Source organism: Rhizobium anhuiense (assembly GCF_003985145.1).
Taxonomy (GTDB): domain Bacteria; phylum Pseudomonadota; class Alphaproteobacteria; order Rhizobiales; family Rhizobiaceae; genus Rhizobium; species Rhizobium anhuiense.
This window is the reverse complement of record NZ_ML133523.1, coordinates 24,715-50,754: the sequence shown is the minus strand read 5'-3', so window position 1 is coordinate 50,754 and position 26,040 is coordinate 24,715. Positions and strand designations below refer to the sequence as shown.

Sequence of the window (26,040 nt, the reverse complement as noted above, 5' to 3'; positions counted from 1 at the left end):
GGAGCATGACGTAGTGGTTTCCAGTCAGGCAGTATAAGAATAGGTATCGGTCTTCGGAATCTAGGGGTGGATTTCGCGTTTTTCGAAACAGAAGGTCGCTTCCTGTACTTTTGCTGTTCGCTTCTACGAGGCGGGTCTTTGACGTGTCAGTCAAAGACCGTTTGAGCATGCTAACAGGAGAAAGAATATGACGGATATAGCGACCGGCAATGCGCCGGAGCTGCTTGTGGAACTGACGGCCGACATCGTCGCGGCTTATGTCAGCAACCATGTTGTACCGGTCAGCGACTTGGCCAATCTGATTTCCGACGTGCATTCGGCACTGAGCAACACGTCCGTTCCGCAGCCTGCTGCGGCGATCGTCGAAAAGCAGAAGCCTGCAGTTTCTGTCCGCAAGTCCGTACAGGACGAGCAGATCACGTGTTTGGAATGCGGCGGCAACTTCAAGTCCCTCAAGCGTCACCTGATGACGCATCACAGCCTCTCGCCGGAAGAATACCGCGAGAAGTGGGACCTGCCGACCGATTACCCGATGGTAGCGCCCGCTTATGCCGAAGCGCGTTCGCGCCTGGCAAAGGAGATGGGCCTGGGTCAGCGCCGCAAGCGCGGCCGCGGCTGAGCTTTTTCGAAAGCGTCGACGACAAGAGCCGGGCCTAGTGCCCGGCTTTTCAATTTGTGGAACTTCGCTCTCGACACGGCGTCATGCCATTGCTGTCCGGTTCGCGCAGGCGCGGCATCACCTTCGCCCCGTTTACGGGGGCCGAAGGATGGGTCGAGACCCTGTGGCTCGAACCCGGTAGGTTAGAGTGAGGGGCCGGTCTCATGTTTTTGTGTGCCGTTTCAAGGCGAGGAAAATAATCTTTCCAGTATTTCGAGCCTGCGCAAATGATTCGTGCGGATGTCCAGAGAGCGTGCGCGATCCCGTCTTATGCTTTGCCGGCGGACTTAGAATGTATTCCTATACTATGAGAAAGTGTGAATATACTGGATTCACCAGAGCGGGCGCTTGCGAATCCACCGCCTGTTTGCTTCAAAGCCGATCGGCCATGATCGCGTTCAAGCCGCGACGCGGACTTTCGCCTCTTCGCGGATCCGGTTCACCATCGAGCGCAGTCCGTTCGAGCGCTGCGATGATAGGTTCTCCACCAGCCCGATCTTCGAGAAAATCTCGAAGGCATCGAGCCCGGCAATTTCGGATGCCGGCTTGCCGGAATAGGTGGCCAGCACGATGGCGACGAGACCGCGCACGATATGGGCGTCGGAATCACCCTCGAAACTCATGACCGGGTTGTCGGGATCGCCTGTCGTATGCGTCACCAGCCAGACCTGGCTGGCGCAGCCCATCACCTTGTTCTCGGAGGTGCGCTTCTCCTCGGCCAGGTCGGGCAGCGCCTTGCCGAGTTCGATGACATAGCGGTAGCGGTCTTCCCAATCGTCCAGGAAAGCGAAGTCGTCGATGATCTGGTCGAGGGATGCCATGGAGAAGCCTTTCACTGTTAAAGCAGTTCCAGCAAAAGTGCGCAGCGGTTTTGCGTCCGGAATGCGTGAGGAAATGCTCTAGATGTGCATATAGGTGAAAGACCGGCAGTTTTGAACCACTAAAGCAATTCCAGGAAAAGTGTGAAGCGGTTTTCCCAGGCAAAGCGCGAAGCGGTTTTGCCGGGAATTGCGCAGACCGGAGCAATTCCAGGAAAAGTGTGAAGCGGTTTTCCCAGGCAAAGCGCGAAGCGGTTTGGCCAGGAATTGCGCAAACAATAGAAAAAACGCCGTGAGGGATGGGCATCCTCACGACGCAGCAACATGCTGAATTAAACAGGGCAGGCACGTCAGGCATGGGGCATCTCCGCGTCATGCGGACCACCGATGCAAGCTGTAAAACCGAAAGGCACTGCGGGCGGGTGCCCGCGAAATTTCGTCAGATCGCCGGCTTTGGCGTCGGCAGCGGAATCGCGCCCGTTACCACCGTCTCGGCTGCGGCATCATCCTCGACGGGCGGGCGGTAAGGCATCGGCTGGTTGAGCGCGGCCTTTGCCTCGCGCACCTTTTCCTGGATGGTGGGTGCTGCCAGCGAAGGCATGTTGAGTGCGACCGGCGTCTGCGGTTCGCCAAGCTTAGCGGTCGCCGGCGCCTCGTCCTTGAACTGGCTGTCGAGAAGTTCATAGGCGACGCGGGCGCCCTCGCGGGCCCGGTAACCGAGTGCGGTGAGGGTTTCGCCGCCCTTGGCGCAGACCTCGGGTTTTTCCGAGCACATGCCGGTGAGATAGTCATAGGCGCCGCTGGCCGCGGTGAAGGCGTCAGAAAGCTGCAATTGCGGGCCGCTGGCGAACTTGTCGGAACTCTCCGTGCTGAAGACGGAGAGAAGCACGAGCACAAGGCCAAACCAGAAGGATCCTTTGATCAGAAACCACATTGTCGTTGCCCATCCTGTTTCCCGTCCGGTTCTTGTCGCCGAATCAGGCCGGTTGTCCGGTGTGTTTTCACCCTACCGCCAAGTTGCGAATGCCGCTTTTCGAAACTCACGCGCATTTGCGGCAAATTTAGTTCAAATTTTAGCGAACGGCATTTGAGGGACATTTTAGTCGAATGCGAGCGATCGGCGTTAAGCATCAGGGCAGGACCTCCTTGCAATTGCAGGGCTTTTGCCGGCTCGCCTTGCCACAGGAGTTAACGCAATGCTGAAATATGAGGAAAATCCGTCGCTTACCTGCTATTAACCACAAAAGGCAAAGACGCTTCCAGATGCCTCAAAACGGGAAATTCGGTCGTTTCAGGCTGTGAACTGCGCTTTTGCCTTATCCTTTCTTTAAGTCGCCAAGGCCTATTGTCCGGATCGATAGACAGCCTTTTGGGCGGGTATTGCGTGCGTGTATTGAGTAACATTGGCGGCTGGGTGACGGCCCTCGTAGACCGGGCAGCGACAAGCTGGCTCTCCCGGACCGGGGGCGGTGAAGCCGTGCGTCAACGCGAGCTCGCGATCCTGCGCCGCCTCGTGCTGTTCTCGTCGGTCGCTCTTGTCGCCGCGCCCATCGGTCTTTCGGCGGTCACCAGTCCGGCTGTCGCGCTGCCGGCCGGTGTCGCCATGGTCTGCGCCGCCTTTCTCTTTTCCGCCGTCGGCAGCATCGCGCTCGCCCGTCAGGGTTCGTCCGCCGGTATCGCCACGCAGTCGGCCGAGGATTTCTTCCTTGCCGCCACTCCCGGCCTCGTCTTCTTCCTCGACCCGCACGGCAGTGTGGCGACCGTCGGCGGTCGCGACCGGCGCGATTTCCTCGCCTGGATGCGCGATCCCAAGGGCAGGGGCTTTCTGGAGCAGGTGCATGTCTCCGACCGCATTCTTTTCCTGCAGGCGCTCGATGACATGCGCCGGGGCGAGGATGCGGCAAGCGTCGATCTGCGCCTCGATCGGCCCTCGGTCTCGCGCGATCAGCGCCAGTTCGCCTATCTCAGAATGGACATGACGGCCCGGCGCGATGCCGACGGCGAACTTGCCGCCATCATTGCCCAGCTGCGGGATGTCTCCGTCGAGCAGCAGCTGCGTGACGAAGCCCAGAACCGCGCGGCCGATGCCGAATCGGCAAACGACGCCAAATCGCGCTTCCTCGCCGCCGTCAGCCATGAGCTGCGCACGCCGCTGAACGCCATTCTCGGTTTTTCCGATATCCTGATCGGCGAATATTTCGGCAAGTTCGAAAACGACCGCCAGCGCGAATATGTCGGTCTGGTCCGCGAATCCGGCGCGCATCTGCTGTCCGTCGTCAACACCATGCTCGACATGAGCAAGATCGAAGCCGGTCGCTATGAGCTGATCCTTGAAGCCTTCGATATTTCGAGCTCCGTCAAATCTTGCGAATCGATGCTGGCATTGCAGGCCAAGACCAAAGGCCTCACGCTGACCAGCCGTATCCAGCGCGGCCTCGGCGAGATCGTCGCCGATCAGCGCGCCATCCAGCAGATCCTCATCAATCTCGTCGGCAATGCCATAAAGTTCACCGAGGCCGGCGGCGTCGTCTCGGTCGATGCGGCGGCGCGCGACGGCATCCTCAAGCTGACGGTCAGCGATACCGGCATCGGCATCCCGGCCGACAAGCTGGCCTCGCTCGGCCAGCCCTTCGTCCAGATCCAGAACGACTATACCCGCCGGTTCGAAGGCTCCGGCCTCGGCCTTTCCCTGGTCAAGGGACTGGTGGCGCTGCATGGCGGATATTTCGCCATCGCCAGCCAGCCGGGCGAAGGCACGATTATCACCATCGAGATCGCGGTGGACGGCTCGGGCGCCAAACACGCCGAAGACGCCGGCCATGGTGCGGCTGTCGAGTTTCCGCCGCGGCTGAAGGGCGCGGTCAATACAGGTGCAGAACTGGAAGAGGGGCGCTTCGATGGCCGCGCGCAAGCGAAAATCGCCTAAGGGAAAAAGGGGACGGCAGCAGCCGGGCCTACTGATGTCAGGCGCTGCCGCCCTTGGCGGGCTCGGCCTGCAGGGCGCATCCGCGCTCGGCGGCGTCATCGGCCGCAATCCGTCGGTCGCCGGCGGCACGATCACCTTCGTCGTTATCTTCTCCTTCGTCGCCGCCAATGCGCTCTGGTATCAGCCGGGTCTGCATCCGCACCCGATCTTCCGCACCCGCGATCCCCAATCTCCAGCCGTGCTCGGCGCCCGCCGCCTGGCCGAGGAGCAACAGGGCGACGTCACCACCTTCCGGATCGAACGGCCGGAGGATGCCGCCACCACCAACGCGACGCCAGCGCCGGCGGCACCCGCTCAGCAGCCGAGCCAGCTCGTCATGGAGATCCAGCAGCAGCTGGTGCGCCGCGGCCTCTATAACGGCACCCCCGACGGCATCATCGGTCCGCGCACCAGTGCAGCCATCCTCTTCTTCGAGGAGACCGTCGGCATGGCCCAGACCGGCGATCCGACGCCGGAGGTGCTGGCGGCGCTGAAGACCGATGCATCAGGCCCTTCGACCGTGCCCGCCGAAAAGCCGGCTGAGGATGTGAGCTCGAAGGCGGCGGCGGAAGACCCGGTGGCAGCCGCGATCCGCAGCGCCGAAAAGACGGTCAAAACGTCTCCATCGGCCGCAAAGCAGGTTCCCTCTGGCGGACTCACCAATGTCGATCTGGTACTGAAGATCCAAAAGGGCCTTTCCAACATGGCCTATGCCAATGTCGGCGTCGACGGCGTCGCCGGCGAGCAGACCCGCGCAGCCATCCGGCATTTCCAGAAGCACTACAACCTGCCCGAAAACGGCGAGCCGACCGAGGCGGTGCTGAAGAAGCTCAAGGAAATTGGCGCGATCTAGCGGCTCCGCAGTTACCGAGCGGGCCTTCTCTCTACAACCTAAGTCTAAGGTGGGGCCGCTGTTTGCAACTTGTTAACCATGTTGCCTGAAGCTTTTCTGATTGAGGCGGGGGAGCGTCGGCATGCATGCGCTGAAGGCGATAGACGATCTGGCCGGAGAACCGGCGGTCGAAGCGGAAGGCCCTGATCCCGAGGCGTTGCGCCATATCCTGCTGCGCCTTGCCGAAGAGGCTTCCACCCTTGGCATCGATCTCGTCGATATCGCCGGCGCCATACAGGATATGGCGGCAATGTCGGCCCGGCATGCCTCCGCCTTCGATGATGTCACCCGCACCGCGCTTTCGATCGCCGAGACCAACCGCTCGGTCGCCGTATCACTGCGCGAAACCGACCGCACGGCGGCAGAGGCCCGTCACATGTTGAAGGAATCGGCCGACCGTCTGACGGGCTCGGTCGCCGAGATCGGCCACATGATTCAGTCCTCGAACGAGATCGGCACTGAGATCGCCGGCTTCTCCAAGTCGCTTGCCGATGTCGACAACATCGCCGAGGAGATCAGTACTATCGCCCGCCAGACCAACCTGCTGGCGCTGAACGCCGCGATCGAGGCGGCGCGCGCCGGCGATGCCGGCAAGGGTTTTGCGGTCGTTGCCGCCGAGGTCCGGGCGCTGTCGCTGCAGACCTCGAAGGCGACCGGCTCCATCCAGCAGACGCTCGACGAACTGCGTGTGAAGATCGACCGGCTGTCGGCCGTCGGCAGCGATGCGCGCGACAGTGCGGCCGGTGTGCGCGACAAGTCGGAGGCGATGCGCGGGGCCTTCGAAAGCCTGGAACATGTCATCACCCGCATCCTCGACAGTTCGACTGTCATGGCCAACACCACCGAGGCCGTCGACCTGCAATGCGCCGGCTTCGTCGGGAAACTCGGCGAGATGTCGGCCGAGGTCGCCGGCTCGAATGTCAGGTTGCAGCAGGCGGCAAAACGCGTCGACAGCGTCGTCTGCCTCTCGGAAACCCTGATCCAGCTGACGGCGAGCGCCGGCGTCAAGACCGCCGACAGCCGCTGGATCGAGGAAGCGCAGTCGGTGGCAAGGCAGATTTCCGCCGCCTTCGAACGCGCCGCTGCCGAGGGACAGATCGGGCTCGATGCTCTGTTCGACCGGCATTATCGGCCGATACCGGGCTCGGATCCGGCCCAGGTGATGGCTGCCTTCACCGAACTCACCGATCGCCTGCTGCCACCGATCCAGGAACCCGCGGCAGCTTCGGACGAGCGTATCGCCTTCTGCGCGGCAATCGACGAGAACGGCTATCTGCCGACCCACAACCGTAAATTCTCGCAGCCGCAGCGCCCCGGCGACGTCGTCTGGAACACCGCCAATTGCCGCAACCGCCGTATTTTTGCCGATCGCGTCGGCCTTGCCGCCGGCCGCAGCACCGCGCCCTTCCTCGTCCAGACCTATCGGCGCGACATGGGCGGCGGCAATTTCGTGATGATGAAGGATATCTCCGCTCCGATCACCGTCCGCGGACGGCATTGGGGTGGATTGCGGCTCGCAGTCAAAGTCTGACCCTCGTCAAACTCTGACTCCATGGGTCAAACACTGACCCTGCATTGCCGCCGCCGGCGCGCCGGTCTATACCGCGCCGATGAGATTACGCGCCGACATCTTCGTTTCCGCCCTCCTGCGTCGCGTCTTCGCTAGCGGCGATTTTGCCGCCGTCGAGAAAAAGGGGGCGGAGGAGGCGGGTGCGATCTTCATCCGCCAGCATTTTCGCGACGGCCTGGAAACGCTCTATGCGCCGGCGCCGCAGACCGCCTTCGACGAAGGCCAGGCCGGCGACCGGCTGTTCGAGATCCGCCTGTTGCGAGCCGAGCCGGAATCGGTGCGCGCCATGCTGGAGCGTGAACGCAGGTTCGATCCCGATCTTTGGATCGTCGAGCTGGAGGCGGAGGAATTGGGAGACGTGGTCCCGCTTGCCAAGGACGGCTGACAGCCGCACCCTCGTCGGCTCAGCGATACCGCCGTCCCATGACGCGCATGTCGCGTTGCGGCGGCGTCTGGCGGATGAAGCGGTGGTTCGGCGTTTCCTGAGGGGGCGTCACATTCGGCGCCTCCGGCTTATAGGTGTAGCGATCGGCGCGCCGCCAGGCGTCCACACGGTCGTGGCATTCTTCCGGATCAAGTGCATCGAGCACCATCCAGCCGCGTGTGACGTTGTGCTGCTGTTCGGCAAGATGCGGATAGAGCCTTTCGAGCACGAAGACGGCATCAAGAAAACCCATGCCGAGGCTGGTCAGCGTCGTGGCGAGCTGTTGGCCGGAAAGATCAAGCATGATGCGCTCGGCAAGCCAGCGGCTGGCCGACAGCGCATCGGCAAGGGCTGTTGCGAAATGCGCCGCCTCGCGGGAGCGGGCGAAGCGCACCAGCAACGCCTCCTGAATGTCGGTGAGCGTGCGCAGGCCGAGCCTGTCCTCGTCGGCACGGCCGAGATGACCGGCAAGCCCGAGAAGGCGCTCGCGCAACGCCTCTTCGTTGGCCACCCGCTGTTCCTCCAGCGCATCCGCCTCATTGGTTTCGGTGGGCGTCGGCGAAAGCGGGACTGCCGGCGAGTCCGTGATCGGCGCCGAGGCGGCGGCCGATCGCGGCTGGGTCTGGCGCAGCGCCACCAGCGCATCAATGACCTTCGGCGAGAGTGAATCTCGGCTGACGATCGCCTTGACATGCGCAGCACCCTGCATGCGCGCGATGGTGATCAGCGTATCGTCGGCAATTGCCTTTGAGGCGGCAAGAAAAGGGGCGGCGATCTCGATCGGCTGATTGCCGATGAACAGCGCCACGGCGGCCGGCATGTTCTCGCATTGGGACAGGGCTGCGACCGCCTGGCGCTTGGCCTCGTCGGAGGAGGCTTGGAACAGCGGCATGAAAAGCTCGGCAAATTGGCGCAGTTCGGACCGTGTCGGATGCGACAGGTTCTCGAAACTGCTGACAGTCGCCATCAATACCACGTCCTTTTTCCTGACGGCCAAGGGGCCTTCTAGGTCTCGAAACCGGTCACGCACAACAATACCCCGAAAACGCAGAATAAGGGGACCACAGGCCGATATGCGCTGGCGGAACGCATGTCGGGCCATACGGTTATGAATAAATCCTACACCGGTACGGTTAATGCATGCTGAAGATTTTATTAAAATGTAACAGAAATATACACGCAACGCGTGTCGCGGCACGGTTGGCCGGCAATATCAGAATGCGCGGTTTGAAAGGGCGTTGGGCCGCCTGCGTATCGCCGCTGTGATTGCGGAAAAGTTCAGGCGATCCTGTGATCGCGCAACGCGTGCAGCAGCTTTTCGCGGCTGTCGTAACCGGCTTGATAGAGGTCGAGTGCGGTGGATGCCGCAAACTGCGCCTCGACGCTTCTGATGTCGATGCGCCGTTCCGCGCACCAGTCGTCGAGCGCACTGCGCAGCACGTCGAGATCCTCAGGCGAGAAAGATCGGGGCCCGGAAACGTATGATCGATGAGAGCAACAATACGCGCATCTCAGTCGCTCGCAATTAAATATTTTCATGAAGCATTTTTGCAACACTGCCTTTTTCCGCGCGTGCAAGCTTGCCGCCTCAATGCCAACTATATGAATTGTTTCTAATTTTACGCGTCGATCTTCAACCCTGTCTTTCCGTGGGCGGCGTGAAACCAAATCAACTCTTCGCGCGTTACAGAGGAAGTGAGGTGAACTGTGTTTGGCATCCGCCGAATATTAGTAAACTGTTAACTGTCATCTGTCTCAATTCGGATAGGAACGACGCGATTTGAGTGTTTGGATCGTTGAAACTCCGCATCACGGTATTTCAATCAGGTGCCGTGGGAAAGGCGCGAATGCCCTCGGTCCGGTCATCCCGGTTCTGCAGGACGCGCCGGCCCGCACATTGGCGGGCAGGGTGAAATCCATCGCAAGTTCATCCGTCTCGGGCAGTGCATGGAGACGAGAATGGCAATAGTAGTCGCATTGGCGGATCGGCGGCCGCGGGCGCCGCGTCGTCCGGACAAAGAGCCCCGCGAAGCCAAGATCCTCTGGTTCACCGGCGTTCGCTACGAGCGCTTGGCCGAGAGCCCGAAACATCGTCCGGCGCCCGCGCCGCGCGTCAACAAGAAGTAACCGCTTGTTCAACCTCAGCGAGCGGTGAATTGCTCGCAGCCGGCTTCCGTGAGAAAGTTGCGCGCGGCCTCATTAAAGCTTGCCTGCGGCGCCAGCGTCCGCAGCACGGCATAGCCGTCCGGCCGTGCCATTTCCACCAGGATCGCCTGCTGCAATTCCTGCGGCAGGTTCTTGCGCAGGTCCGTCAACTGGATCGGACCGCCGGCCAGCACATCGAGCGCCCCGCCGACCGACGTCCTGTCGTTCATGCTGAAGACCTCATTGGAGGCGCTGTCATAGATCGCGATCGACCAGAAGGGCACATTGCCCTTGGCGGTGAAATGCACCGGCCCATCTTCGATGTCGAAGGAGCAGACAGCGGTGCGCACGAAGGGGTCGCCATTGGCAAGGCCGGCCTCGTCATACCGGTCGGCGAGCAGATAGAAATTGTTGAGGTCGCCCTCCGCCTCCACACGGGTCGCCGCATCCCTGCCGGTGAAATGCGGCAGCGACAGGATGATGACCAGATGCAGCAGGGCTGCGCCGAAAAGACCGGTGAGGATAGCGAAGAATATCCTAAGCATTGCCGCATCCGGTCTTGGTGAGCTTCGGCATGGCGAGGTCGATCACGCCGGAGCTGCCGGCGGTCGGGGTGTCGAACAGCGTCAGCACCAGCCGGAAGGTGCCGGCTTCCGGCAAGGCCAGCCAGTTGCCCGGTTGCGCGACGGCTGCGATCTCGATCGAGAAGCTGCTGTCCGGCTGGCGCAGCACCGTCCAGGAATTCAGCGCCGAGGGATGCCCGGTCTTCACCGCCGCCGGATTGCCGCCATTGTCGGCGGTAAAGAGGGTCCAGAGCCGGGCAGGCGGCGTCTGCCCGCTGATGCGGTAGCGGCAGTTGGCATTCAGCCGGCCGCCCTCGTCGTCGACGCTCGCCGTAAAGGTCAGGCCCTCGGCGCTGCCATAGAGCAGCTTGCCGGCGCGCGCCCGGTGCGACTTGGCGTAAGGGTCGGCTTCGACCGTCTGCAGCGCCGGAAACGCCTCCCAGGCGCCGAGCTTGATCGCCCCGAAACCCTGCGTCGCATCCAGCGCATAAAGCGAAATCATGATCCCGCCGCCGAAGGCGACGATCAGCGTGATCGCGATAAAGAGGGGGAATCGAAACACGTCAAGACCTTGGAAACCATATCGGATGAAAGGGTTACCACTGATTCTGGCGGGGTGGAATGCCGCGCCGCGACATAGGCGCCGATTGATCCCCGGTTGGTGGCGGCAGCCGGATGAGGGGCAGGCACCGAAGATCTGCCGGGTCGAGGATTTCTGAATCCGCGCGTGATGCCGCCAACTACTCCGCGCTCGCCACCTTCGCAGGCGCGAGCGGAGCGGCATTCTTCAGCTTCTCGCCGAGCTTCTTGAGGATGTCGGTCGATTGAACCGAGAGCATGCGCGGCCGGATGAGCTGCGGCAAACCGTCCTGCGGCTTGGCGGCGGCGGTTTTGGCGAGGTCCTTTTCCGAGGGCAGGGGGTTTTCGATGCCGGGAATGGGGCGCAGCGTCACACCCTGATGGGCATAGTCCATAGCGCGCTTGAAGGTCATCGCCGGCAGCGAGCCGCCGGTCATCTCGTTGGTCGAGGTATAGTCGTCATTGCCGAACCAGACGGCGCAGGTGTAGTTGCCGGTGTAGCCGACGAACCAGGCGTCGCGATAGGCCTGGGTCGTACCGGTCTTGCCGGCGGTCACAATGCCGTTGTCGAGGGCTGCCTTGCGCGCCGTGCCGACATAGGGAACGCGCGACAGCATCTGGTTCATATAGGCGTCGGCCTGTTCCGAGAGCACACGTTTCGGCGCCGGCTCGTCGCGGTCGAAATCATAGAGCACGTCGCCGTCGTAATCGAGGATCTGGGTGATGCCGTGGCGGCGCGACTGGTAGCCGCCGGCCGGGAAGGTGGCATAGGCCGTCGCCTGGTCGAGCACCGTCACCTCGGAGGTGCCGATCGGGATGGTGACGTCGTCGCGGATCGGCGTTTCGACGCCGAGGTTCTTCGCCATCGCCCGGATCGGCTGAATGCCGAGTTTTTCCTTGGCGAGCCGCACCGGCACGGTGTTGATCGACTGGGCGATCGCGGTCTCGAGCGTGATGCGGCCGGCATAGCGGTTGGCATAATTATGCGGGCTCCAATTGCCCCAGGAGATCGGCGCGTCGACGATCGTCGTCTGCGGCGTCATCCCGCTCTCCATCGCCACCGAATAGGTGTAGACCTTGAAGGAGGAGCCCGGCTGGCGCAGTGCCCTGGTGGCGCGGTTGAACTGGCTCTCGCCATAATCCCGGCCGCCGACCATGGCGCGCACGGCGCCGCCGTTTTCGATCATCACCATGGCACCCTGCTTGGCGTGATAGGCCTCGCCATATTCGCGCAGCGACGTTTCGACCGAATCCTCGGCCGCCTGCTGGATGCCCATGTCGATCGTCGTGCGCACGATCAGCGAATGCTGGTGGAAACGCGGTGAAAGCCGCTGCACCTCGTCGAAAGCCCAGTCGAGGAAGAAGTCAGGCGATTCCACTTCGTTGCGGTCGACGACGGTCGCCGGATTGCGCCGGGCGGCGATCACCTGGCCTTCGGTCATCAGTCCGCTCTGCACCAGATTGGTCAGCACTTCGTTGGCGCGGGCACGCGCTGCCGGCAGGTTGACATGCGGCGCATATTTCGCCGGCGCCTTGAACAGGCCGGCAAGCATGGCGGATTCGGCAAGGTTCACATCGGTGATGTTTTTGCCGAAATAGAACTGTGCCGCCGCGGCGGCGCCAAACGTACCGCCGCCCATATAGGCCCGGTCGAGATAGGTGGAGAGGATTTCCTTCTTGGAAAGGTTCGCCTCGAGCCACAGCGCCAGGAAGGCCTCGGTGACCTTGCGGTCGATCGAGCGTTCGTTAGACAGGAACAGGTTCTTGGCGAGCTGCTGGGTCAGCGTCGAGCCGCCCTGGACGACTTCGCCGGCGCGCGCATTCTCGCTCATGGCCCGGAAGAGGCCGATGAAATCGATGCCGAAATGGTCGAAGAAGCGCCGGTCCTCGGTGGCGATCACCGATTTGATCAGCGAATCCGGCAGCTCGTCGATCGGCACGGAATTCTGGTGGATGACGCCGCGATGGCCGATGACGTTGCCGTAGCGGTCGGTGAAGGTGACAGCGAAATCGCCGCGATTGCGCCAGTCCTCCTTGGTCGCCTCGAAGGCGGGCTGGGCGAGCAGCAGCATCAGCACCGAGCCGGCCGCTCCGAGCGTCAGCCCTTCGCCGGCAAGTTCGAAGACCATGCGCTTCCAGCCGCGCACGCGGAAGCGGCGGAAGAAGATGGTGATGTCTTCCCAGATCTCGGCGGCGCGGAAGCCGGCGTTCCAGACGGTCGAATCGATCCAGGAATCGATGCGCAACAGAATGTGACGGCTCTTCCTAGGCCGCTTGTCCGCCGCCCCGTTCGCCACTTTTCCGGGCTCGTTGTCTGGCCCGTTTTCTGGGTTGTCCGGATCCTGCACGTCCTGTATTCCCGCCTGATCGTGCTTCGGTCATCTCCGACGAAAGCGCAAGGCCCGCATATGGCCGCAAAGCTCTCCGATACCAGGAGAGAATTCTCCGAGTACCAGGAGTATATTGAAGAATTGATTGATTTTGCGGCTGATAACAAGAGAGATGCATGAGGGTCACGCGAATTTGCGGGCCGCTGTTGCAAGAAACGAACGATGAACGATCTGCCCTTCTGGAAGAGCAAGACGCTGGCCGAAATGACCGTCGCCGAGTGGGAAAGCCTCTGCGATGGCTGCGGCCTCTGTTGTCTCAACAAGATCGAGGAATGGGACAGCGGCGATATCTATTTCACCTCGGTGAGCTGCAAGCTGCTCGACGGCGAAAGCTGTCGCTGCTCCAGCTATGAGAACCGCTGGGACTTCGTGCCGGATTGTGTGCAGCTGACCAAGGAGAACGTGCCCGATATCGCCTGGCTGCCGCCCACCTGCGGCTACCGGCTGGTCAATGAAGGCCATGACCTCTACTGGTGGCACCCGCTCGTCTCCGGTGACCCGGAAACCGTTCATGCCGCCGGCATTTCCGCGCGAGGCCGCACGATCAGCGAAAACGAGATCGATATCGACGATCTCGAGGACTACGTCGTCGACTGGCCGCTGACCGTGGGTGAGGTAAAGGACGATGAGGAAGCCTGAGGCGGCCGGCGCTCCCGGCTTTCTGTTGCGGGGCGAGTGACGCATTCGCACTGCCGCCTCCCGTGCGAGATATAAAATTGGCGCCGGCCGCTGCTTGATTATTGAAAAGTGAGACCCCACTTGCGGTGCGACCCGCTGGTCCGGGCCCCTCTGGCGAGAGCTTCGGCACTCTTGCGATGTCGGACCTCTTCTCCGACAACCAGTGCCGACAGGGGACTATCCTTGAATCTCTCTTTTTTGTTCGTCGAGTGGCTGGGAACGCCGCTCTGGATGTGGTCGAGCTTTTTCGCCCTCGTCATCGCCATTCTGTCGTTCGATCTCGGTATTCTTCATAAGCAGAACAAGGAAATCGGCGTCGGCGAAAGCGTCAGGCTTTCCGCCCTCTATATCGCGCTCGGCCTCGCCTTCGGTGGTTGGGTATGGTGGTATCTCGGATCCGAGGCGGGCCTTGCCTATCTGACCGGCTTCGTCGTCGAAAAGACGTTGGCCCTCGACAATGTCTTCGTCATTGCCCTGATCTTCTCCTTCTTTGCCGTGCCGCGCATCTACCAGCACCGGGTGCTCTTCTGGGGCATTCTGGGCGTCATCCTGTTGCGCGCCATCATGATCGGCGTCGGCGCCACGCTGGTCGCCGAATTCGCCTGGCTTCTCTATATCTTTGCCGCGTTCCTGATCGTCACCGGCATCAAGATGCTGTTCGTCAAGGAGGCCGAGCCTGATGTCTCGAAGAACGTCCTCGTCCGCTTCATGCGCAGCCGCTTTAACGTCACCGACGAACATCACGGCGAGCGGTTCTTCGTCAGAAAGGCAAACCCCAAAACGGGAGGGATGACCTGGTTCATCACTCCGCTCTTCATGGCGCTCGTGATGGTCGAAGTGGCAGACGTCATCTTCGCCGTGGATTCGGTGCCTGCGATCTTCGCGATCACCACCGATCCGTTCATCGTCTACACCTCGAACATCTTCGCGATTCTCGGCCTTCGCGCCCTCTATTTCGCGCTGGCGGCGATGATTCATCGCTTCCGCTATCTGAAGCCCGCGCTTGCCATCGTGCTGATCTTCATCGGCTCGAAGATCTTCCTCGCCGATCTGCTGGGCCTGGAAAAATTCCCGGCCGCGCTCTCGCTCAGCATCACTTTCACGATCATCGCCGCCGGCGTGGTCTGGAGCCTTCTGAAGACGCGGGATCCGCAGCAGCCCGCCTGAGCGGGCTCTGCACACGCAAACGCTAACAAAGGAAGGAACCGGATATGATTTCGAATTTCATCGGCTGGATTTTTGCCCTCCTCGTCGTCGGTCCGCTGCAGGCTGAGATACAGGAGCAGGCTGAGCGCGCCCGGCTTCCCGTGGAGATCGTCCGCCAGTCCCAGGCCTGCCTGGCATCCCAGGGGCCGCAGCTCATCGAGCGCGCCGCCGGCGACTACGGCTGGGCGGCGGCCACAGTCGTCAGCATAGCGATCGGCTATACTGCGCCGGCAGAACTTCTCGACGGCAGCGACCCACAATGCGCAGCCCTTGCCAGCGCCCTGAAGGGAGCCGGCGAGGGTGCGTGACCGCGACCAGCTGAAAATGGACCGTGTGATTGATCACGACGGAAATAGACGACCGCGCGGTGTGGCCACCGCGCGGCTTCGGGAGATGCTGGAACTCGCCCGGGCGAAAGGCGGACTCTCCATCGGCGAGGCTCTGGAGGCGATGGGCCCGACCAGCATCGCCTTCACCATCCTGTTCCTGGCAATCCCGGCTCTAACCCCGATCCCCGGGCCGTTCGGAATGGTTTTCGGCACCGCGCTTGCGCTGGTCTCCCTCCAGATCGTCGCGGGTGGCCGGAAGGTCTGGTTGCCCGCTATCATCAGGGATCGCCGGGTTTCGTCCGTGGCGCTTGATCTTATCGTGGGTCACGCGGTCCCGGTGATCGCCCGGGTGGAAAAGCTCGTGCGCGCCGGCCGGCTGCAGGCCCTCACCGGCCGAACGGTACAGGCGCTTCTCGGCATTCCTGTCTTTCTGCTCGCCGTCGTGATCGCGCTGCCGATCCCCTTCGGCAATATTCTGCCGGTGTTGTCGCTGGTGGTGCTCGCCGTTGCCCTGATGGAGCGGGATGGTCTCGTCACCCTGATCGGACTGCTGCTCACATCGGCGACGATCGTCGCGACCGCCGCCTTGCTTTATTTTATCAAGGCGATGATCTTCACGGCCTCCTAGGCTGAATGGACAGGTACCGCGCCGAGGAAACGCCGCAACTCGGTCTCGACATAGGCAGCCACCGGCCCTTCGGCGCCAAAACCCCACCAGAGCAGCGAACCCTGCCATTGCGACAGCATCAGCCGGGCGATCGTCTCCGGCGCCTTCGCCGATCCGAAACATTGCGCGATATCAGCCATCAGCGCTGTTCCCCAGGCAGCACCCCGGGCGCGCAGCACCGGATCGCGGAAATCCTCGCGAAGCACCAGCAGTCCTTCGCCATAGGCGGCGGCATCGTCCCCGTAGTCCTGCGACAGGCCGACGAGCAACGCGACGGCACCGTCCGGGGTTTTCGGCACGGTCCCGGCAAGTCGCGCCGTTTCCGCGTCAAGCCTGTCCCAGGCATAAAGCAATGCTGCGCGCAGCATCGCCGCCTTCGTTGCGAAACGCTGCACCAGCGTCGAGCCGGAAAGGCCGCTTGCTTTCGCCACCGCCGCAAAGGTCGCCGCATCCGGCCCCTGTGCCTGGATCAGCGCAAGCACCATGGCGAGAAGCTGTTCATCGGAAACTGTGCGGCGGCGCGGCATGAAATTCCTCTCGCATTCATGTTGAATGTAAACGATCATTCGTTTATATACAACCAACCCCGGAAACCCGGGGCGCTTTCCATTTCGGCGTGAGAGCCGTTTTAGCGTGGAGGATGGAGAAGTGACAGCGAACTTGCGGGAGAAAGTGGCGTTGGTGGCGGGAGCTACGCGCGGCGCCGGCCGGGGCATTGCGATGGAGCTCGGCGCCGCCGGCGCCACCGTCTATGTCACCGGGCGTACGACACGCGCGCAGCAATCCGAATATATGAGACCGGAGACGATCGAGGAGACGGCCGAGCTGGTGACCGCTGCCGGCGGCAAGGGCATTGCCGTGCAGGTGGACCACCTCGTCAATCAACAGGTCGAGGCGCTGGTCGCCCGCATTCGCGAGGAAGCCGGCCGGCTCGATATTCTCGTCAACGACATCTGGGGCTGCGAGAAGCTGTTCGAATGGGACAAATCAGTCTGGGAGCATTCGCTGGACAAGGGCCTGCACATGCTGCGGCTCGGCATCGAAACACATCTGATTACCGCCCACTACGCGCTGCCGCTGATGATCGAGCGGCCGGGTGGACTGCTGGTGGAAGTAACCGACGGAACGGCCGAATACAATGACACGCATTACCGGCTTTCGCCCTTCTACGATCTCGTCAAGACAGGCGTCACCCGCATGGCCTGGGCGCATGCGCAGGATCTGGCGAAACACGGCGCCACCGCCGTGTCGATCACACCCGGCTGGCTGCGCTCCGAAATGATGCTGGATGCCTACGGTGTGCGCGAGGAGAACTGGCGCGATGCGACGAAGATACAGCCGCATTTCGCCATTTCCGAAACCCCGCGTTTCCTCGGCCGCGCCGTTGCGGCGATTGCCGCCGATCCCGACCGCGGCCGCTGGAACGGCCAGTCGCTATCGAGTGGCGGCGTGGCGAAGACCTACGGCTTCGACGACATCGACGGTTCGCGGCCGGATTGCTGGCGCTACCTGGTGGAAGTGCAGGAGCCGGGCAGGCCGGCGGATGTGACGGGTTATCGCTAAAGCGAAACTGCGCGGGGTTTTGCGTCTGCAAAAGCCCGACCGATTCCAGGGAAACCGTCAACCGGTTTCCCTGGATTTTCGTAAAAACAAAAGGTCAGAGCGGTCTGCGCTTCAAAAGCGGAACCGCTCAGAGCCCGCCGGTTATCTTGCTGCGGCGAGCCGGGCTGCGTCGCGAAACGACACCAGCCGCTTCGCCTGTTCGTCCCACAGCACCAGTTTGACGCAGCGCAGGCTGTCCATGAGCGTGATGCGGCCGATATCGGCAAGCTCAGGATGGTCTCGCAGCACCTCCGGCAGCCGGTAGTAGGGCACCCGGCTCGACAGATGATGCACGTGGTGGATGCCGATATTGCCGGTGATCCAGCGCAGCACCGGCGGCAGGTCGTAATGCGAGGCACCGTGCAGGGCCGCATGCTGGAACTGCCAGTCCGGCTTCTTCGACCAATGTGTTTCCTCGAACTGGTGCTGGACGTAGAACAGCCAGACGCCGGCAGCGCCGGCCAGCAGCACGATCGGCAGATGCACCAGCAGAAAGGGGACGATCCCGACTGCCCAGATCAGCAGTGCGGCGGCCGCTGCGATGGCAAGATTGGTCGCCATGGTCGAGATCCAGGGCAGGGCGCCGGAGCGCATCATGCCGAAAGGCAGGCGCTGCTTGATGAGAAACAGCCATGCCGGTCCAATGCCGAACATCACGATCGGGTGCCGGTAGAGCCGGTAGCCGATCCGGCCCCAGCGCGACAGCGCGTTGTATTCGGCAATCGTCAGCGTCTCGATGTCGCCAACGCCGCGCTCGTCCAGGTTCCCGGCCGAGGCGTGGTGTTCTGCGTGCGCCCGACGCCAATAGTCGTAAGGCGTCAACGTCAGGATGCCGATCGTGCGTCCAACCCAGTCGTCGACGCCGCGACGGGCGAAAAACGAGCCGTGGCCGCAATCATGCTGGATCATGAACAGCCGGAGCAGGAAAGCGGCGGCGGGAACGACGAGGATGAGACCTGGCCAGAAGCTGTAATGAACCGCCGCCCATGCGGCGGCCCAGAACAGCGCGAAGGGGACGACCGTGACGGCAAGCTCGAAGGCGCTGCGTCCGGCCCGTGGCTGGCGATATTGGGCAAGGATCTTCAACCAGCCCTTCTCGGTGAAAAGGGCGGTTTGATCTTCGGATCGCTTCGGGTTTTCGTCAGGCTCGCCCGAAGGGGCAACCCGGATTTCCTCGCACTCGCTGCGGCGCGCAGATTCGATCACAGAATAGCGCCGTGAAAGGCAGCGACAGTCGAAAAGCCGAGTGCAATCACCACGGCTGAGCGAATGAGGAATAGCGGATAGTCGAAGCGGTACATGGTATGAAGAGGGGTCATTTTGTGTGGCACCTTCCGTTTTCTTTAAAACACGTTCATGCGTGATCCCGTCGCGCCAGAGCGCGGCGTGCCCGAAAGGGCACGCTGTGACTTTGAATCTGCGCATAATCCTTCCGCAAATCGATCTTGATTTGCGCTGTTATGCGCCATCGATGATGAGAGCCCCGTCCAGGGCTCGAGACGAGCCCCTATTTTTTTGGAGCACTGCCCTGCGGGGCGGCTTTGGTCGCCGTCTTCATCTGGTTGGCGAATGTGCTTTCCACTTTCGCAGCTTGCTTGTCCTTTTTTGGCTTCCGGACCTCGCGATTGCTTCTTACCTGTCCTTTTGCCATGGATGAGTCTCCCTTTGGATCGACATTAAAAACCGCGGCCTGCGTGGTATTCGCCCCGCTTGTCGGTCGCGACTGGAGATCGCGGGATCGTCATGAGGGGCAACCCGACAACACCGGGCCGCAGGGATGGAATGAAAATGATGCCTGCTGAAACCGCATCGCAGTCTGGAGGCGGATGACCGGAGAGGTCACCGAAAGCCAAACCCGACGTTGAGACGGGACGTCACCATGCTTTCGCGATCGGGAAAATGGCGGGGCCGGAAAACCGGTCACCGCAAATGCCGCATCGGCCAAATCAGCGAGCCCTCTTCATAGAATAAAATTGAGGTGCCATTAAGGCCATCGCCGCAGGAAAGCCATATTTCCACAGGGCTTATTCATTTAATGGAAACAGCCGGATCAGCTTCGTTCTTTCCATCTCGGCCAGGCCTGATGCCGACATGATGCCGCGAGCCAAACAGAGTTCGATATCCCGCCCGATATCGAGTGGCACCCGCATGCCACCGGCCTTGAGAAGGCGGTCGGTCATCGACAGAAGCAGATCCACTTTCGCCTGGCAGCCGTCGATCTCAAGGAGCGCCACCCGGCGCTCCTTGTCGATGTCTGCAAGATCCTTGTCCTGCTGCCGTTGCTGGTAAGCTCCGAATTGCACCCATCCGAAATAGGCGGCCGCTGCGACTGAGATACAAAGCAAGAGGGTTTTCCGCACAATAATCCTTCGGAGCCGGGCGGCTGGCTAGCCGGCGGCACGTCTTTCGCGGGGCAATCCCTGTATCGCATATCGGTTACAGACAGGAGTTACCACTTTCGGCGGGGCCTTCGGCTTGCCGAAATGGTGTTCGAGCGCCCGTGAGAGCATGGCCGGCGAGGTGACGCCCTCTTGGAACAGCCTGATCAGCAGGATGGCCGCGACGTTGAAAACCCGTTCGTCATCGATCAGGATTCTGGCGTCGTAGCCGGCGTCGTCGAGCACGCCCTGAAGCATGTCGAGATCGGACGAGGTCAGATGCGGCTTTTCTGAGGTGGAAGACATCGGTCCTCCTTTCGTCGGGGCGAGGGTATAAAAACCCTCAGTCGGCAGCGCCCGTGCGATGGCTGCCGAAGGCGGGACCATGCGCCTTTCGCTGAGGCAACGCAACGGGAATCTTGCTGCGGATATCGCACCGGTTGATGGGCAGCCCGCACCGGTCAGGGTGCGGGCCGAGATGGTTATTCCGCCGCCTGATAGCTGGGTCTCCGGGCGGCCGATGTCCGCGGACCGGCGGCTGCAAGCAGGGTGATGGCGATGGCAAGCAACGCCACGAAGGCGATGCCGGCGACATAAGGGTCCCAGCCGAAATGCGGCGCGGCGCCGAAGACCGCCGAGGCGGCCGCAAGCACGATGCCGCCGCCGATCTGGAAGGAGGCAAAGAGCAGTCCCGAGGCGAGTCCAGCCTTGTCGTCCTCCACATCGGAAAGGGCCGCGACCTGCACCGAGGGGTAGGTCAGGGCGTAACCGAGGCCGAGCGGGATCTGCGAGAACAGAACGAGCAGGATCGGGTCGACATGTCCGAGCGCGGTCACCCAGAAGATGTAGCTGAAGGCTTGCAGGCCGACACCCACCGCCATCAGCCCGGTGGCGCCGCGATTTTGCGCGAGTGTGGCAAAACGTGGCGCCAGGAACATCACGAAGACGCCGCCAAGCGCAAAGCAGAAGCCGGTGGTGAAGGCCGACCAGCCTATGGCGTTCTGATAGTAGAGCGTCGCCAGGAACTGGAAGCCGACATAGGCGCCCTGGAAGAGGGCGGCAATCGCATTGGCATGCCGAAGCTTGGCCCGACGGAACATGCCGAGCGGCACCATCGGATCGGCATGGCGCGCTTCGACCGCGAGGAAGAGCAGGATCAGCACCAGCGACGCGATGAGCGAGCAACAGGTCGGGAAGGCCTGCCAGCCCGCTGCCGCAGCGTTGGTGATCCCGAAGACGAAGAGCAAGAGCCCGGGTGTGATGGTCAGCGCGCCGGCCCAGTCGAAGGCCGGCCGCGGTCCGGTTCTTTTCGGGTCGGCCGGCAGCACCAGCGGCGCAAGAAGGAGCGTCAGGATGGCGACCGGCGCGCCCATGACGAGCGTCGCCCGCCAGCTGAAGATCGTCGCAGCACCGCCGATCACCATGCCGAGCACGAAGCCGGCGGCGCCGGTGGAGGAGAAGACGCCGAGCGCTTTTGCCCGCGCCGTTCCCTCGCCGAAGACGGAGAGCAGCAGCGCCAGGGCGGCCGGCGCGGTGAAGGCGGCGGCAATGCCCTTGATCAACCGGGCGGCGATCAGTGTCGGGCCGCTGTCGACGAAGCCGCCGGCGATGCTGGCGGTGGCAAAAATTGCCAGCGACCAGAGGAAGACGCGGCGATGGCCGAAGACGTCGGCGACCCGGCCGCCGAGCAGCAGGAAGCCGCCATAGCCGAGCACATAGGCGCTGACGGCCCATTGCAGCGAGGTCGCCTCCATGCCGAGTTCGGCCTGGATGGCAGGCAGCGCGACGCCGATGGTGGAGACATCCATGGCGTCGAGAAAATTGGCGGCGCAGAGCAGCAGCAATGCCAGCCCTGCCCCGTTTCGCGATTTGGAAAGAGTCATCGAAATCGTTCCTTATTTGCTGCCGCCTCATCGGGGGAGGTTGCCGGGCGGCAGGGAACGAGAAAATGTACAGCTTCCTTTCCTATTGCAAATTGATAGTAGCCATGCCAGGTATTACTGGTGATGATGAATGATGCCACTCTTCGCAAGATCGACCTCAATCTGCTGCTGGCCTTTTCGGTGCTGATGCAGGAGCGCAATGTCAGCCGCGCCGCAGAGCGGCTGCTGCTTGGCCAGCCCGGTCTTTCGGCCGCTTTGCGGCGCCTGCGCGAGGCACTGGATGACGAATTGTTCGTGCGCGTCGGCCGCGGCCTGCAGCCGACGCCACGGGCCCTTTCCATCGCCCCGGCGATCGAGGATGCGCTGTCGGGCATCGAGCGTGCCATCCGCCCGCAGGCCGAATTCGATCCGGCCAGCTGGCAGGGCGAGTTCCGCATCGGCATGTGCGACAATCTCGAATCGGCCTTCTTCGGCCCGCTTGCCGCCCGTCTTCTCCAGCTCTCACCCGGCGCCCGGCTGATCGGCATCGCTTCCGACAAGCGCGATGCCGCGCGCCGGCTGGACGAGGGCGTCTTCGACTTCAGCGTCTCGGTGCACGAAGAGCCGGCCTCCTGGCACATCCGCGCGCCGCTGTTCGATCAGGCCTCGATCTGCATCTACGATGAAGCCCAGCTCCGGCTGAAGGCGCCGTTGAGCCTCAAGGATTTCGCCAATGTCGCCCATGTCACCGTTTCGTTCGAAGGCAATGCCGCGACCAGCATCGATAGCGCGCTGAGCCGCACTGGCCACGTCAGGCAGGTGGTGGCGACGGTGCCGCGTTTTTCCGCCTTGCCGACGGCGCTCAGGGCCATGCCGGCCATCGCCACGGTGCCGGAATCGATCGGTCGCTGCATGGCGCAATTGCATGGGCTGACGATCTGCCAGCCGCCGCTTTCCCTGCCGGCCGATCCCGTGACCATGCTCTATCGCCGCGTCGACCAGGCGGACGGCCGGGCGCGCTGGTTCCGCGGCCTGTTCCTTGACGTCGCCAGCGAGGCGCTCGAAGCCTCCGGCTGCCGCGTATCGATATCGAGAGCTGCGGCTTGACTCAGGGGTGATTGCATCGAGATTGTCGCCCCGGCCGCCGTCTATTCAATGACCGATTTGAACCACGTACAGAAGGCTGAAATTGATTTTTGGGGAGAAGCCCTGCAGATCAGAAAATAGCTCTCCTGTGCGAGAATCGCGATGTCCGAGAGCACGATCAGGTCGCCATTCTCGATTTCGCGGCGGCATAACTCGACCGGGCAAAGTGCCACGCCATGACCGGCAATGGCGGCGGTTGCGAGCAAATTGAAGTCTTGAAACACCGGCCCCTTTAGCGTTGGCGTCAACGGCACGCCCGCCTTGTCGAGCCACTGCGCCCAATGCGCTGTGGTCTCGTCGTGGAGCAGGTCTGCCGTTGCGATCTGTGTCGCGTGGTCGATGCTGCCCTTTCTTTCAAGATAGCGCGGACTGGCGACAGGTTGAGTGGCGCGGGAGAAAAGCTGGTGGCAAACGACGCCTTCGAAGGTGTCGGCGCCAAGCGTAATCAGTACATCGCAGCCGGTTTCACGCAGACGCTGTTCGGCCATGGCGTAGACCACCTTTATTGTGACATCCGAATGCCTCGCCAGGAAATCGCTGAGCGATGGTATCAGCCATCGCGTCGCGATGGACGGGATGCAGCCGACGGTGATCTCGGATCTCGTCCTGAGCTTCAATAATTCCGCTTCTGCGGAAATTCTTTCAAGACTACTCGATAGGGTTTCGGCAAAGCTTTTGGCCTCGGGTGCGAGCCGCACGCCGCGTTTTTCACGCAGAAACAAGGCACGTCCGAACCATTCCTCCAAATGACGGATCTGATGGCTGATCGCGGCATGCGTGACGCGCAATTCGTCGCCGGCGCGTGAGAAACTTGAAAGACGCGCTGCCGCTTCGAAGGCTCTCAATGCGCCGAATGGAAGTGTCATCTGTAAGTTTTCCTCAGCTATCCGATAGAAATCATCATTTGTCCGAATATGGAGATCACCAGTATGACTGCAGGAAGCGGATCTGAACAGTATCGCTGACGTGTCAAATTTTCTTACACCAGGAGAGCGGAATGTATGTGCGCAGCCTGAAGGATGTCGAAGCAACCGACTATTTTGTGGAATGGGGCAATGGGACGAGCCACCGTTTGCTGACGGAAAAGGACGGGATGGGGTTTACCGTTTGTCATACGATCGTGCGCGCCAACACCGTTTCGCTTCTCGAATACCGCCAGCATCTCGAAGCCTGCTATTGCATCGCCGGCGAGGGCGAGGTGGAGGATATGGACGGCACCGTCTTTCCGATCCGTCAAGGCGATATCTATGTGCTCGACAAGCATGACAAGCATCTGCTGCGCGGCGGCCGTGACCAGGATATGATCCTCGTCAGCGTCTTCAATCCGCCGCTCGAGGGATCCGAGCGCCATAATTTGAACGACCCCTCGGGATCGGCTTATTGAGATCAGCCTATAAGGGAAAATGCGCGGTTTTCTGACGGTCAGTCGGCTTGTTACAGCTCGCCTTTATGAAAATAGGCTTCGAGCCGGTAGCCGTCCGGGTCGATGATGAAGGCGGCGTAATAGAATTGTCCGTAATCCGGCCGGATCCCCGGTTCGCCATTATCCGTGCCGCCGGAGGCGACGGCCGCCGCGTGAAAGGCATCGACCGCAGCCTCGTTCGGGGCGACGAAGCAGAAATGCAGCCCGGATCGCAGATCGGCAACAACGGGGTGTTCGACCTGCATCACCCAGAGGCCGACCCTTTCCGGGCCGTAGCCGATCATCGTGTCGGAATTGGACAGCCGCTCATATCCGAGCGGCGCCAGCGCCGCGTCGTAGAAACGGCGGGCTCTTTCGATGTCTTTTACGCCGATGGAGACGTGATCGAACATGGACGCAAACTCCCTGACTTCCCTTGGTCTCCGAAGGACGGCTCATCCCTCAAGATGGCACGACGCCAACATCTTTCAACCGCGGTCCGAAGTCAACGAAAGGGCGTCGTTCAAAAAGGCTGGCGATCCGCTCGAGCGCCTTGGCGAAGAAATCGGCGCGCCGAATTGCCGCTGTTCAGCGCAAGCCCTGCGACGCTGTCACGTGATTTGGGGGAAGGGCGGAGTAGGGGCCGGATCCTAACGCCACGGATGAGCCGGCGGGGTGTCACGAGCGATCTGCGCAGCGTCGGATAGCCTGAGCCATTCCTTCCGGTATCCGATGTTGAGAAGATTGAAGGACAGCATGTCTCTCCCAGCCTGCGAACGGCTCGCGCCGTTCACGGCATGGTCCGCGTGCGTCGGAACGCTCGCGTGATAGACGGTCCACGAACGGGCGGGTTCGATCCGGCGGTCGCGTCCGATGTCCATGGCGTAGTGGCCGGCCGCGCCGCCCTTGTTGTTGCCGACAGCAAAGGCGTTCGGTCTTCCTTCGTCTTCATGACTGTTCACGATGTCAACCTTCCGTCATTCGGGCCGTGGCCAAACGTTGTCTCGATCAGTGTTGCGCCGCTGCCGGGCGATAGGTTTAGCGGTTCCAGGCTGTCTTCCGTCGTCACCCGCTCGTGACGTTCGTCGTCACTGCGGATGCGGTATTGCAGCACATTGCCTCTCGGAGGCAGCGTGGCGGTAATGCGGTATGTATCGGGGAGTTTGGAGGGAACGATGAAGAACCCGTCCTTCAACCGGACGGTCTGCCCCACCTTGAAGATATGTGTTGCTGCCTCGCGTCGGACGGGGCGTCCGTTGCGTTGCGGGTTGCGCGTAGCGGTCATGATTGCTGGTGATCCTGTTCGAGTGCGATTTCGAGATCTGACGGATGGATAGGCATCATCTGCAGCGTCGAACTCTGTGCGGCGATCGCCGGCAGGTGGATGAAAGCGCCGACGCGTCGCCAGGCAAGCCTGGAAACGCCATCGATCAATTCCTCGTCATAATCGACGCGATATTCCCCGGCTGGCTGTGTCCCGTCGAAACCTGGCAGGCGGAAAGGAGATGAAAAGCGGACGACGGTTTGTGTGGTGCGGCTTGTCACGGCTAAGGCCTCCGCAGGAATACGCCGATGCGTTTCCTGTATCGTTGAGATCCGAACCGGACGAACTCGGCGCTGCCGGTACATCCGCGGTCAGCGCCAAGCTCATTCCGGATCGAATACGCGAAATGCACGCCGGAACGACGTCATTATTCGCTATCGAGAATTCGGTGGTGTATGGCGGGTCGTAGGTCTCTGACACCGCGAAGCCAAGTCGGCCAAAT

General features: G+C 61.9%; 31 protein-coding genes. 13 read left to right on the top strand and 18 right to left on the bottom strand.

What is annotated here, in order from left to right:
- Positions 1-187 precede the first annotated feature (187 nt).
- Positions 188-619 carry a Ros/MucR family transcriptional regulator gene (locus tag EEQ99_RS10680; RefSeq protein ID WP_003557810.1) on the top strand — a complete coding sequence of 144 codons (432 nt, stop codon included), beginning with the start codon at positions 188-190 and terminating at the stop codon, positions 617-619.
- A gap of 437 nt (positions 620-1,056) precedes the next feature.
- On the opposite strand, the gene EEQ99_RS10675 is transcribed toward EEQ99_RS10680, so the two are convergent.
- Together EEQ99_RS10675 and EEQ99_RS10670 are read right to left on the bottom strand one after the other, a co-directional pair.
- Positions 1,057-1,479, bottom strand: a complete 423-nt coding sequence (locus tag EEQ99_RS10675; RefSeq protein ID WP_028757571.1) for a SufE family protein — start codon at positions 1,477-1,479, stop codon at positions 1,057-1,059.
- 436 nt (positions 1,480-1,915) lie between these two features.
- Positions 1,916-2,410 (bottom strand): DUF5330 domain-containing protein, encoded by a 495-nt coding sequence (locus tag EEQ99_RS10670; RefSeq protein WP_028757572.1) that lies wholly within the window; start codon positions 2,408-2,410, stop codon positions 1,916-1,918.
- Positions 2,411-2,860: 450 nt separating this feature from the next.
- Here EEQ99_RS10670 and EEQ99_RS10665 point away from each other — a divergent pair, with 450 nt between their 5' ends.
- The 4 genes from EEQ99_RS10665 to EEQ99_RS10650 all read left to right on the top strand — a co-directional run bounded on the left by EEQ99_RS10665 (position 2,861) and on the right by EEQ99_RS10650 (position 7,288).
- Positions 2,861-4,402 carry a sensor histidine kinase gene (locus tag EEQ99_RS10665; protein ID WP_047614304.1) on the top strand — a complete coding sequence of 514 codons (1,542 nt, stop codon included), beginning with the start codon at positions 2,861-2,863 and terminating at the stop codon, positions 4,400-4,402.
- Positions 4,374-5,294 carry a peptidoglycan-binding domain-containing protein gene (locus EEQ99_RS10660; protein ID WP_127430390.1) on the top strand — a complete coding sequence of 307 codons (921 nt, stop codon included), beginning with the start codon at positions 4,374-4,376 and terminating at the stop codon, positions 5,292-5,294. Before EEQ99_RS10665 ends, EEQ99_RS10660 begins: the two co-directional genes overlap by 29 nt.
- Positions 5,295-5,415: 121 nt before the next feature.
- Positions 5,416-6,864, top strand: a complete 1,449-nt coding sequence (locus EEQ99_RS10655; protein ID WP_127430389.1) for a methyl-accepting chemotaxis protein — start codon at positions 5,416-5,418, stop codon at positions 6,862-6,864.
- A 79-nt stretch (positions 6,865-6,943) separates the two neighbouring features.
- On the top strand, positions 6,944-7,288 hold the full coding sequence (locus tag EEQ99_RS10650; protein WP_127430388.1) for a DUF1491 family protein: 345 nt from the start codon (positions 6,944-6,946) through the stop codon (positions 7,286-7,288).
- A gap of 19 nt (positions 7,289-7,307) precedes the next feature.
- Here the strand turns inward: EEQ99_RS10650 and EEQ99_RS10645 are convergent, their stop codons facing one another.
- Positions 7,308-8,357 (bottom strand): DUF2336 domain-containing protein, encoded by a 1,050-nt coding sequence (locus tag EEQ99_RS10645; protein WP_127430387.1) that lies wholly within the window; start codon positions 8,355-8,357, stop codon positions 7,308-7,310.
- A gap of 248 nt (positions 8,358-8,605) precedes the next feature.
- Positions 8,606-8,767 carry a hypothetical protein gene (locus EEQ99_RS10640; RefSeq protein ID WP_244604790.1) on the bottom strand — a complete coding sequence of 54 codons (162 nt, stop codon included), beginning with the start codon at positions 8,765-8,767 and terminating at the stop codon, positions 8,606-8,608.
- A gap of 519 nt (positions 8,768-9,286) precedes the next feature.
- Between EEQ99_RS10640 and EEQ99_RS34550 the strand changes: the two genes are divergently transcribed.
- The gene (locus EEQ99_RS34550) at positions 9,287-9,454 is read left to right on the top strand and encodes a hypothetical protein (RefSeq protein WP_003546657.1); all 168 of its coding nucleotides are present in this window, start codon (positions 9,287-9,289) and stop codon (positions 9,452-9,454) included.
- A 14-nt stretch (positions 9,455-9,468) separates the two neighbouring features.
- On the opposite strand, the gene EEQ99_RS10635 is transcribed toward EEQ99_RS34550, so the two are convergent.
- The 3 genes from EEQ99_RS10635 to EEQ99_RS10625 form a co-directional block, all read right to left on the bottom strand.
- Entirely contained in the window at positions 9,469-10,017 is a 549-nt protein-coding gene (locus EEQ99_RS10635; protein WP_047614314.1) for a DUF1254 domain-containing protein, read from the bottom strand.
- On the bottom strand, positions 10,010-10,597 hold the full coding sequence (locus EEQ99_RS10630) for a DUF1214 domain-containing protein (protein WP_048338358.1): 588 nt from the start codon (positions 10,595-10,597) through the stop codon (positions 10,010-10,012). The genes EEQ99_RS10635 and EEQ99_RS10630 overlap by 8 nt, the downstream gene beginning before the upstream one ends.
- Positions 10,598-10,775: 178 nt before the next feature.
- A complete protein-coding gene (locus EEQ99_RS10625; protein WP_127430386.1) occupies positions 10,776-12,962 on the bottom strand; it encodes a transglycosylase domain-containing protein in 2,187 nt (728 codons plus the stop codon).
- A 204-nt stretch (positions 12,963-13,166) separates the two neighbouring features.
- Between EEQ99_RS10625 and EEQ99_RS10620 the strand changes: the two genes are divergently transcribed.
- The 4 genes from EEQ99_RS10620 (at position 13,167) to EEQ99_RS10605 (ending at position 15,845) form a co-directional block, all read left to right on the top strand.
- Positions 13,167-13,643 carry a YcgN family cysteine cluster protein gene (locus tag EEQ99_RS10620; RefSeq protein WP_048338360.1) on the top strand — a complete coding sequence of 159 codons (477 nt, stop codon included), beginning with the start codon at positions 13,167-13,169 and terminating at the stop codon, positions 13,641-13,643.
- 222 nt (positions 13,644-13,865) lie between these two features.
- Entirely contained in the window at positions 13,866-14,849 is a 984-nt protein-coding gene (locus EEQ99_RS10615) for a TerC family protein (RefSeq protein ID WP_127430385.1), read from the top strand.
- 44 nt (positions 14,850-14,893) lie between these two features.
- Positions 14,894-15,196, top strand: coding sequence for a hypothetical protein (locus EEQ99_RS10610; protein WP_127430384.1), 303 nt, complete (start codon positions 14,894-14,896; stop codon positions 15,194-15,196).
- A gap of 25 nt (positions 15,197-15,221) precedes the next feature.
- Positions 15,222-15,845, top strand: coding sequence for an exopolysaccharide biosynthesis protein (locus tag EEQ99_RS10605; protein ID WP_063476710.1), 624 nt, complete (start codon positions 15,222-15,224; stop codon positions 15,843-15,845).
- On the opposite strand, the gene EEQ99_RS10600 is transcribed toward EEQ99_RS10605, so the two are convergent.
- A complete protein-coding gene (locus EEQ99_RS10600; protein ID WP_063476662.1) occupies positions 15,842-16,411 on the bottom strand; it encodes a TetR family transcriptional regulator in 570 nt (189 codons plus the stop codon). The two genes, EEQ99_RS10605 and EEQ99_RS10600, sit on opposite strands and share 4 nt — an antisense overlap.
- A gap of 121 nt (positions 16,412-16,532) precedes the next feature.
- Here EEQ99_RS10600 and EEQ99_RS10595 point away from each other — a divergent pair, with 121 nt between their 5' ends.
- Positions 16,533-17,447, top strand: a complete 915-nt coding sequence (locus tag EEQ99_RS10595) for an SDR family oxidoreductase (protein ID WP_063476663.1) — start codon at positions 16,533-16,535, stop codon at positions 17,445-17,447.
- Between the two features lie 141 nt (positions 17,448-17,588).
- On the opposite strand, the gene EEQ99_RS10590 is transcribed toward EEQ99_RS10595, so the two are convergent.
- The 5 genes from EEQ99_RS10590 to EEQ99_RS10575 all read right to left on the bottom strand — a co-directional run bounded on the left by EEQ99_RS10590 (position 17,589) and on the right by EEQ99_RS10575 (position 21,747).
- The gene (locus EEQ99_RS10590) at positions 17,589-18,692 is read right to left on the bottom strand and encodes a fatty acid desaturase (RefSeq protein WP_047614325.1); all 1,104 of its coding nucleotides are present in this window, start codon (positions 18,690-18,692) and stop codon (positions 17,589-17,591) included.
- 301 nt (positions 18,693-18,993) lie between these two features.
- Positions 18,994-19,137 (bottom strand): hypothetical protein, encoded by a 144-nt coding sequence (locus tag EEQ99_RS34545; RefSeq protein ID WP_164735919.1) that lies wholly within the window; start codon positions 19,135-19,137, stop codon positions 18,994-18,996.
- A 373-nt stretch (positions 19,138-19,510) separates the two neighbouring features.
- Positions 19,511-19,846 carry a hypothetical protein gene (locus EEQ99_RS10585; protein ID WP_047614326.1) on the bottom strand — a complete coding sequence of 112 codons (336 nt, stop codon included), beginning with the start codon at positions 19,844-19,846 and terminating at the stop codon, positions 19,511-19,513.
- Between the two features lie 27 nt (positions 19,847-19,873).
- Positions 19,874-20,251: a hypothetical protein gene (locus EEQ99_RS10580; RefSeq protein WP_174824448.1), complete on the bottom strand. Its 378-nt coding sequence runs from the start codon at positions 20,249-20,251 to the stop codon at positions 19,874-19,876.
- Between the two features lie 95 nt (positions 20,252-20,346).
- Positions 20,347-21,747, bottom strand: coding sequence for an MFS transporter (locus tag EEQ99_RS10575; protein WP_063476665.1), 1,401 nt, complete (start codon positions 21,745-21,747; stop codon positions 20,347-20,349).
- 123 nt (positions 21,748-21,870) lie between these two features.
- On the opposite strand from EEQ99_RS10575, the gene EEQ99_RS10570 reads away from it, so the two are divergent.
- Positions 21,871-22,833 (top strand): LysR family transcriptional regulator, encoded by a 963-nt coding sequence (locus tag EEQ99_RS10570; protein ID WP_063476666.1) that lies wholly within the window; start codon positions 21,871-21,873, stop codon positions 22,831-22,833.
- Positions 22,834-22,874: 41 nt separating this feature from the next.
- On the opposite strand, the gene EEQ99_RS10565 is transcribed toward EEQ99_RS10570, so the two are convergent.
- Complete coding sequence (locus tag EEQ99_RS10565) at positions 22,875-23,738, bottom strand: LysR substrate-binding domain-containing protein (protein WP_063476667.1); 864 nt, start codon at positions 23,736-23,738, stop codon at positions 22,875-22,877.
- 131 nt (positions 23,739-23,869) lie between these two features.
- Here EEQ99_RS10565 and EEQ99_RS10560 point away from each other — a divergent pair, with 131 nt between their 5' ends.
- On the top strand, positions 23,870-24,256 hold the full coding sequence (locus tag EEQ99_RS10560) for an ectoine synthase (protein ID WP_048338366.1): 387 nt from the start codon (positions 23,870-23,872) through the stop codon (positions 24,254-24,256).
- Positions 24,257-24,306: 50 nt separating this feature from the next.
- Here the strand turns inward: EEQ99_RS10560 and EEQ99_RS10555 are convergent, their stop codons facing one another.
- From EEQ99_RS10555 to EEQ99_RS10540, 4 genes are all read right to left on the bottom strand, one after another.
- Complete coding sequence (locus EEQ99_RS10555; RefSeq protein WP_047614333.1) at positions 24,307-24,687, bottom strand: VOC family protein; 381 nt, start codon at positions 24,685-24,687, stop codon at positions 24,307-24,309.
- Positions 24,688-24,924: 237 nt separating this feature from the next.
- Positions 24,925-25,236: a hypothetical protein gene (locus tag EEQ99_RS10550; protein ID WP_127430383.1), complete on the bottom strand. Its 312-nt coding sequence runs from the start codon at positions 25,234-25,236 to the stop codon at positions 24,925-24,927.
- A complete protein-coding gene (locus EEQ99_RS10545; RefSeq protein ID WP_127430382.1) occupies positions 25,233-25,559 on the bottom strand; it encodes a hypothetical protein in 327 nt (108 codons plus the stop codon). The genes EEQ99_RS10550 and EEQ99_RS10545 overlap by 4 nt, the downstream gene beginning before the upstream one ends.
- On the bottom strand, positions 25,556-25,819 hold the full coding sequence (locus tag EEQ99_RS10540; protein ID WP_127430381.1) for a hypothetical protein: 264 nt from the start codon (positions 25,817-25,819) through the stop codon (positions 25,556-25,558). The genes EEQ99_RS10545 and EEQ99_RS10540 overlap by 4 nt, the downstream gene beginning before the upstream one ends.
- Positions 25,820-26,040: the final 221 nt, after the last annotated feature.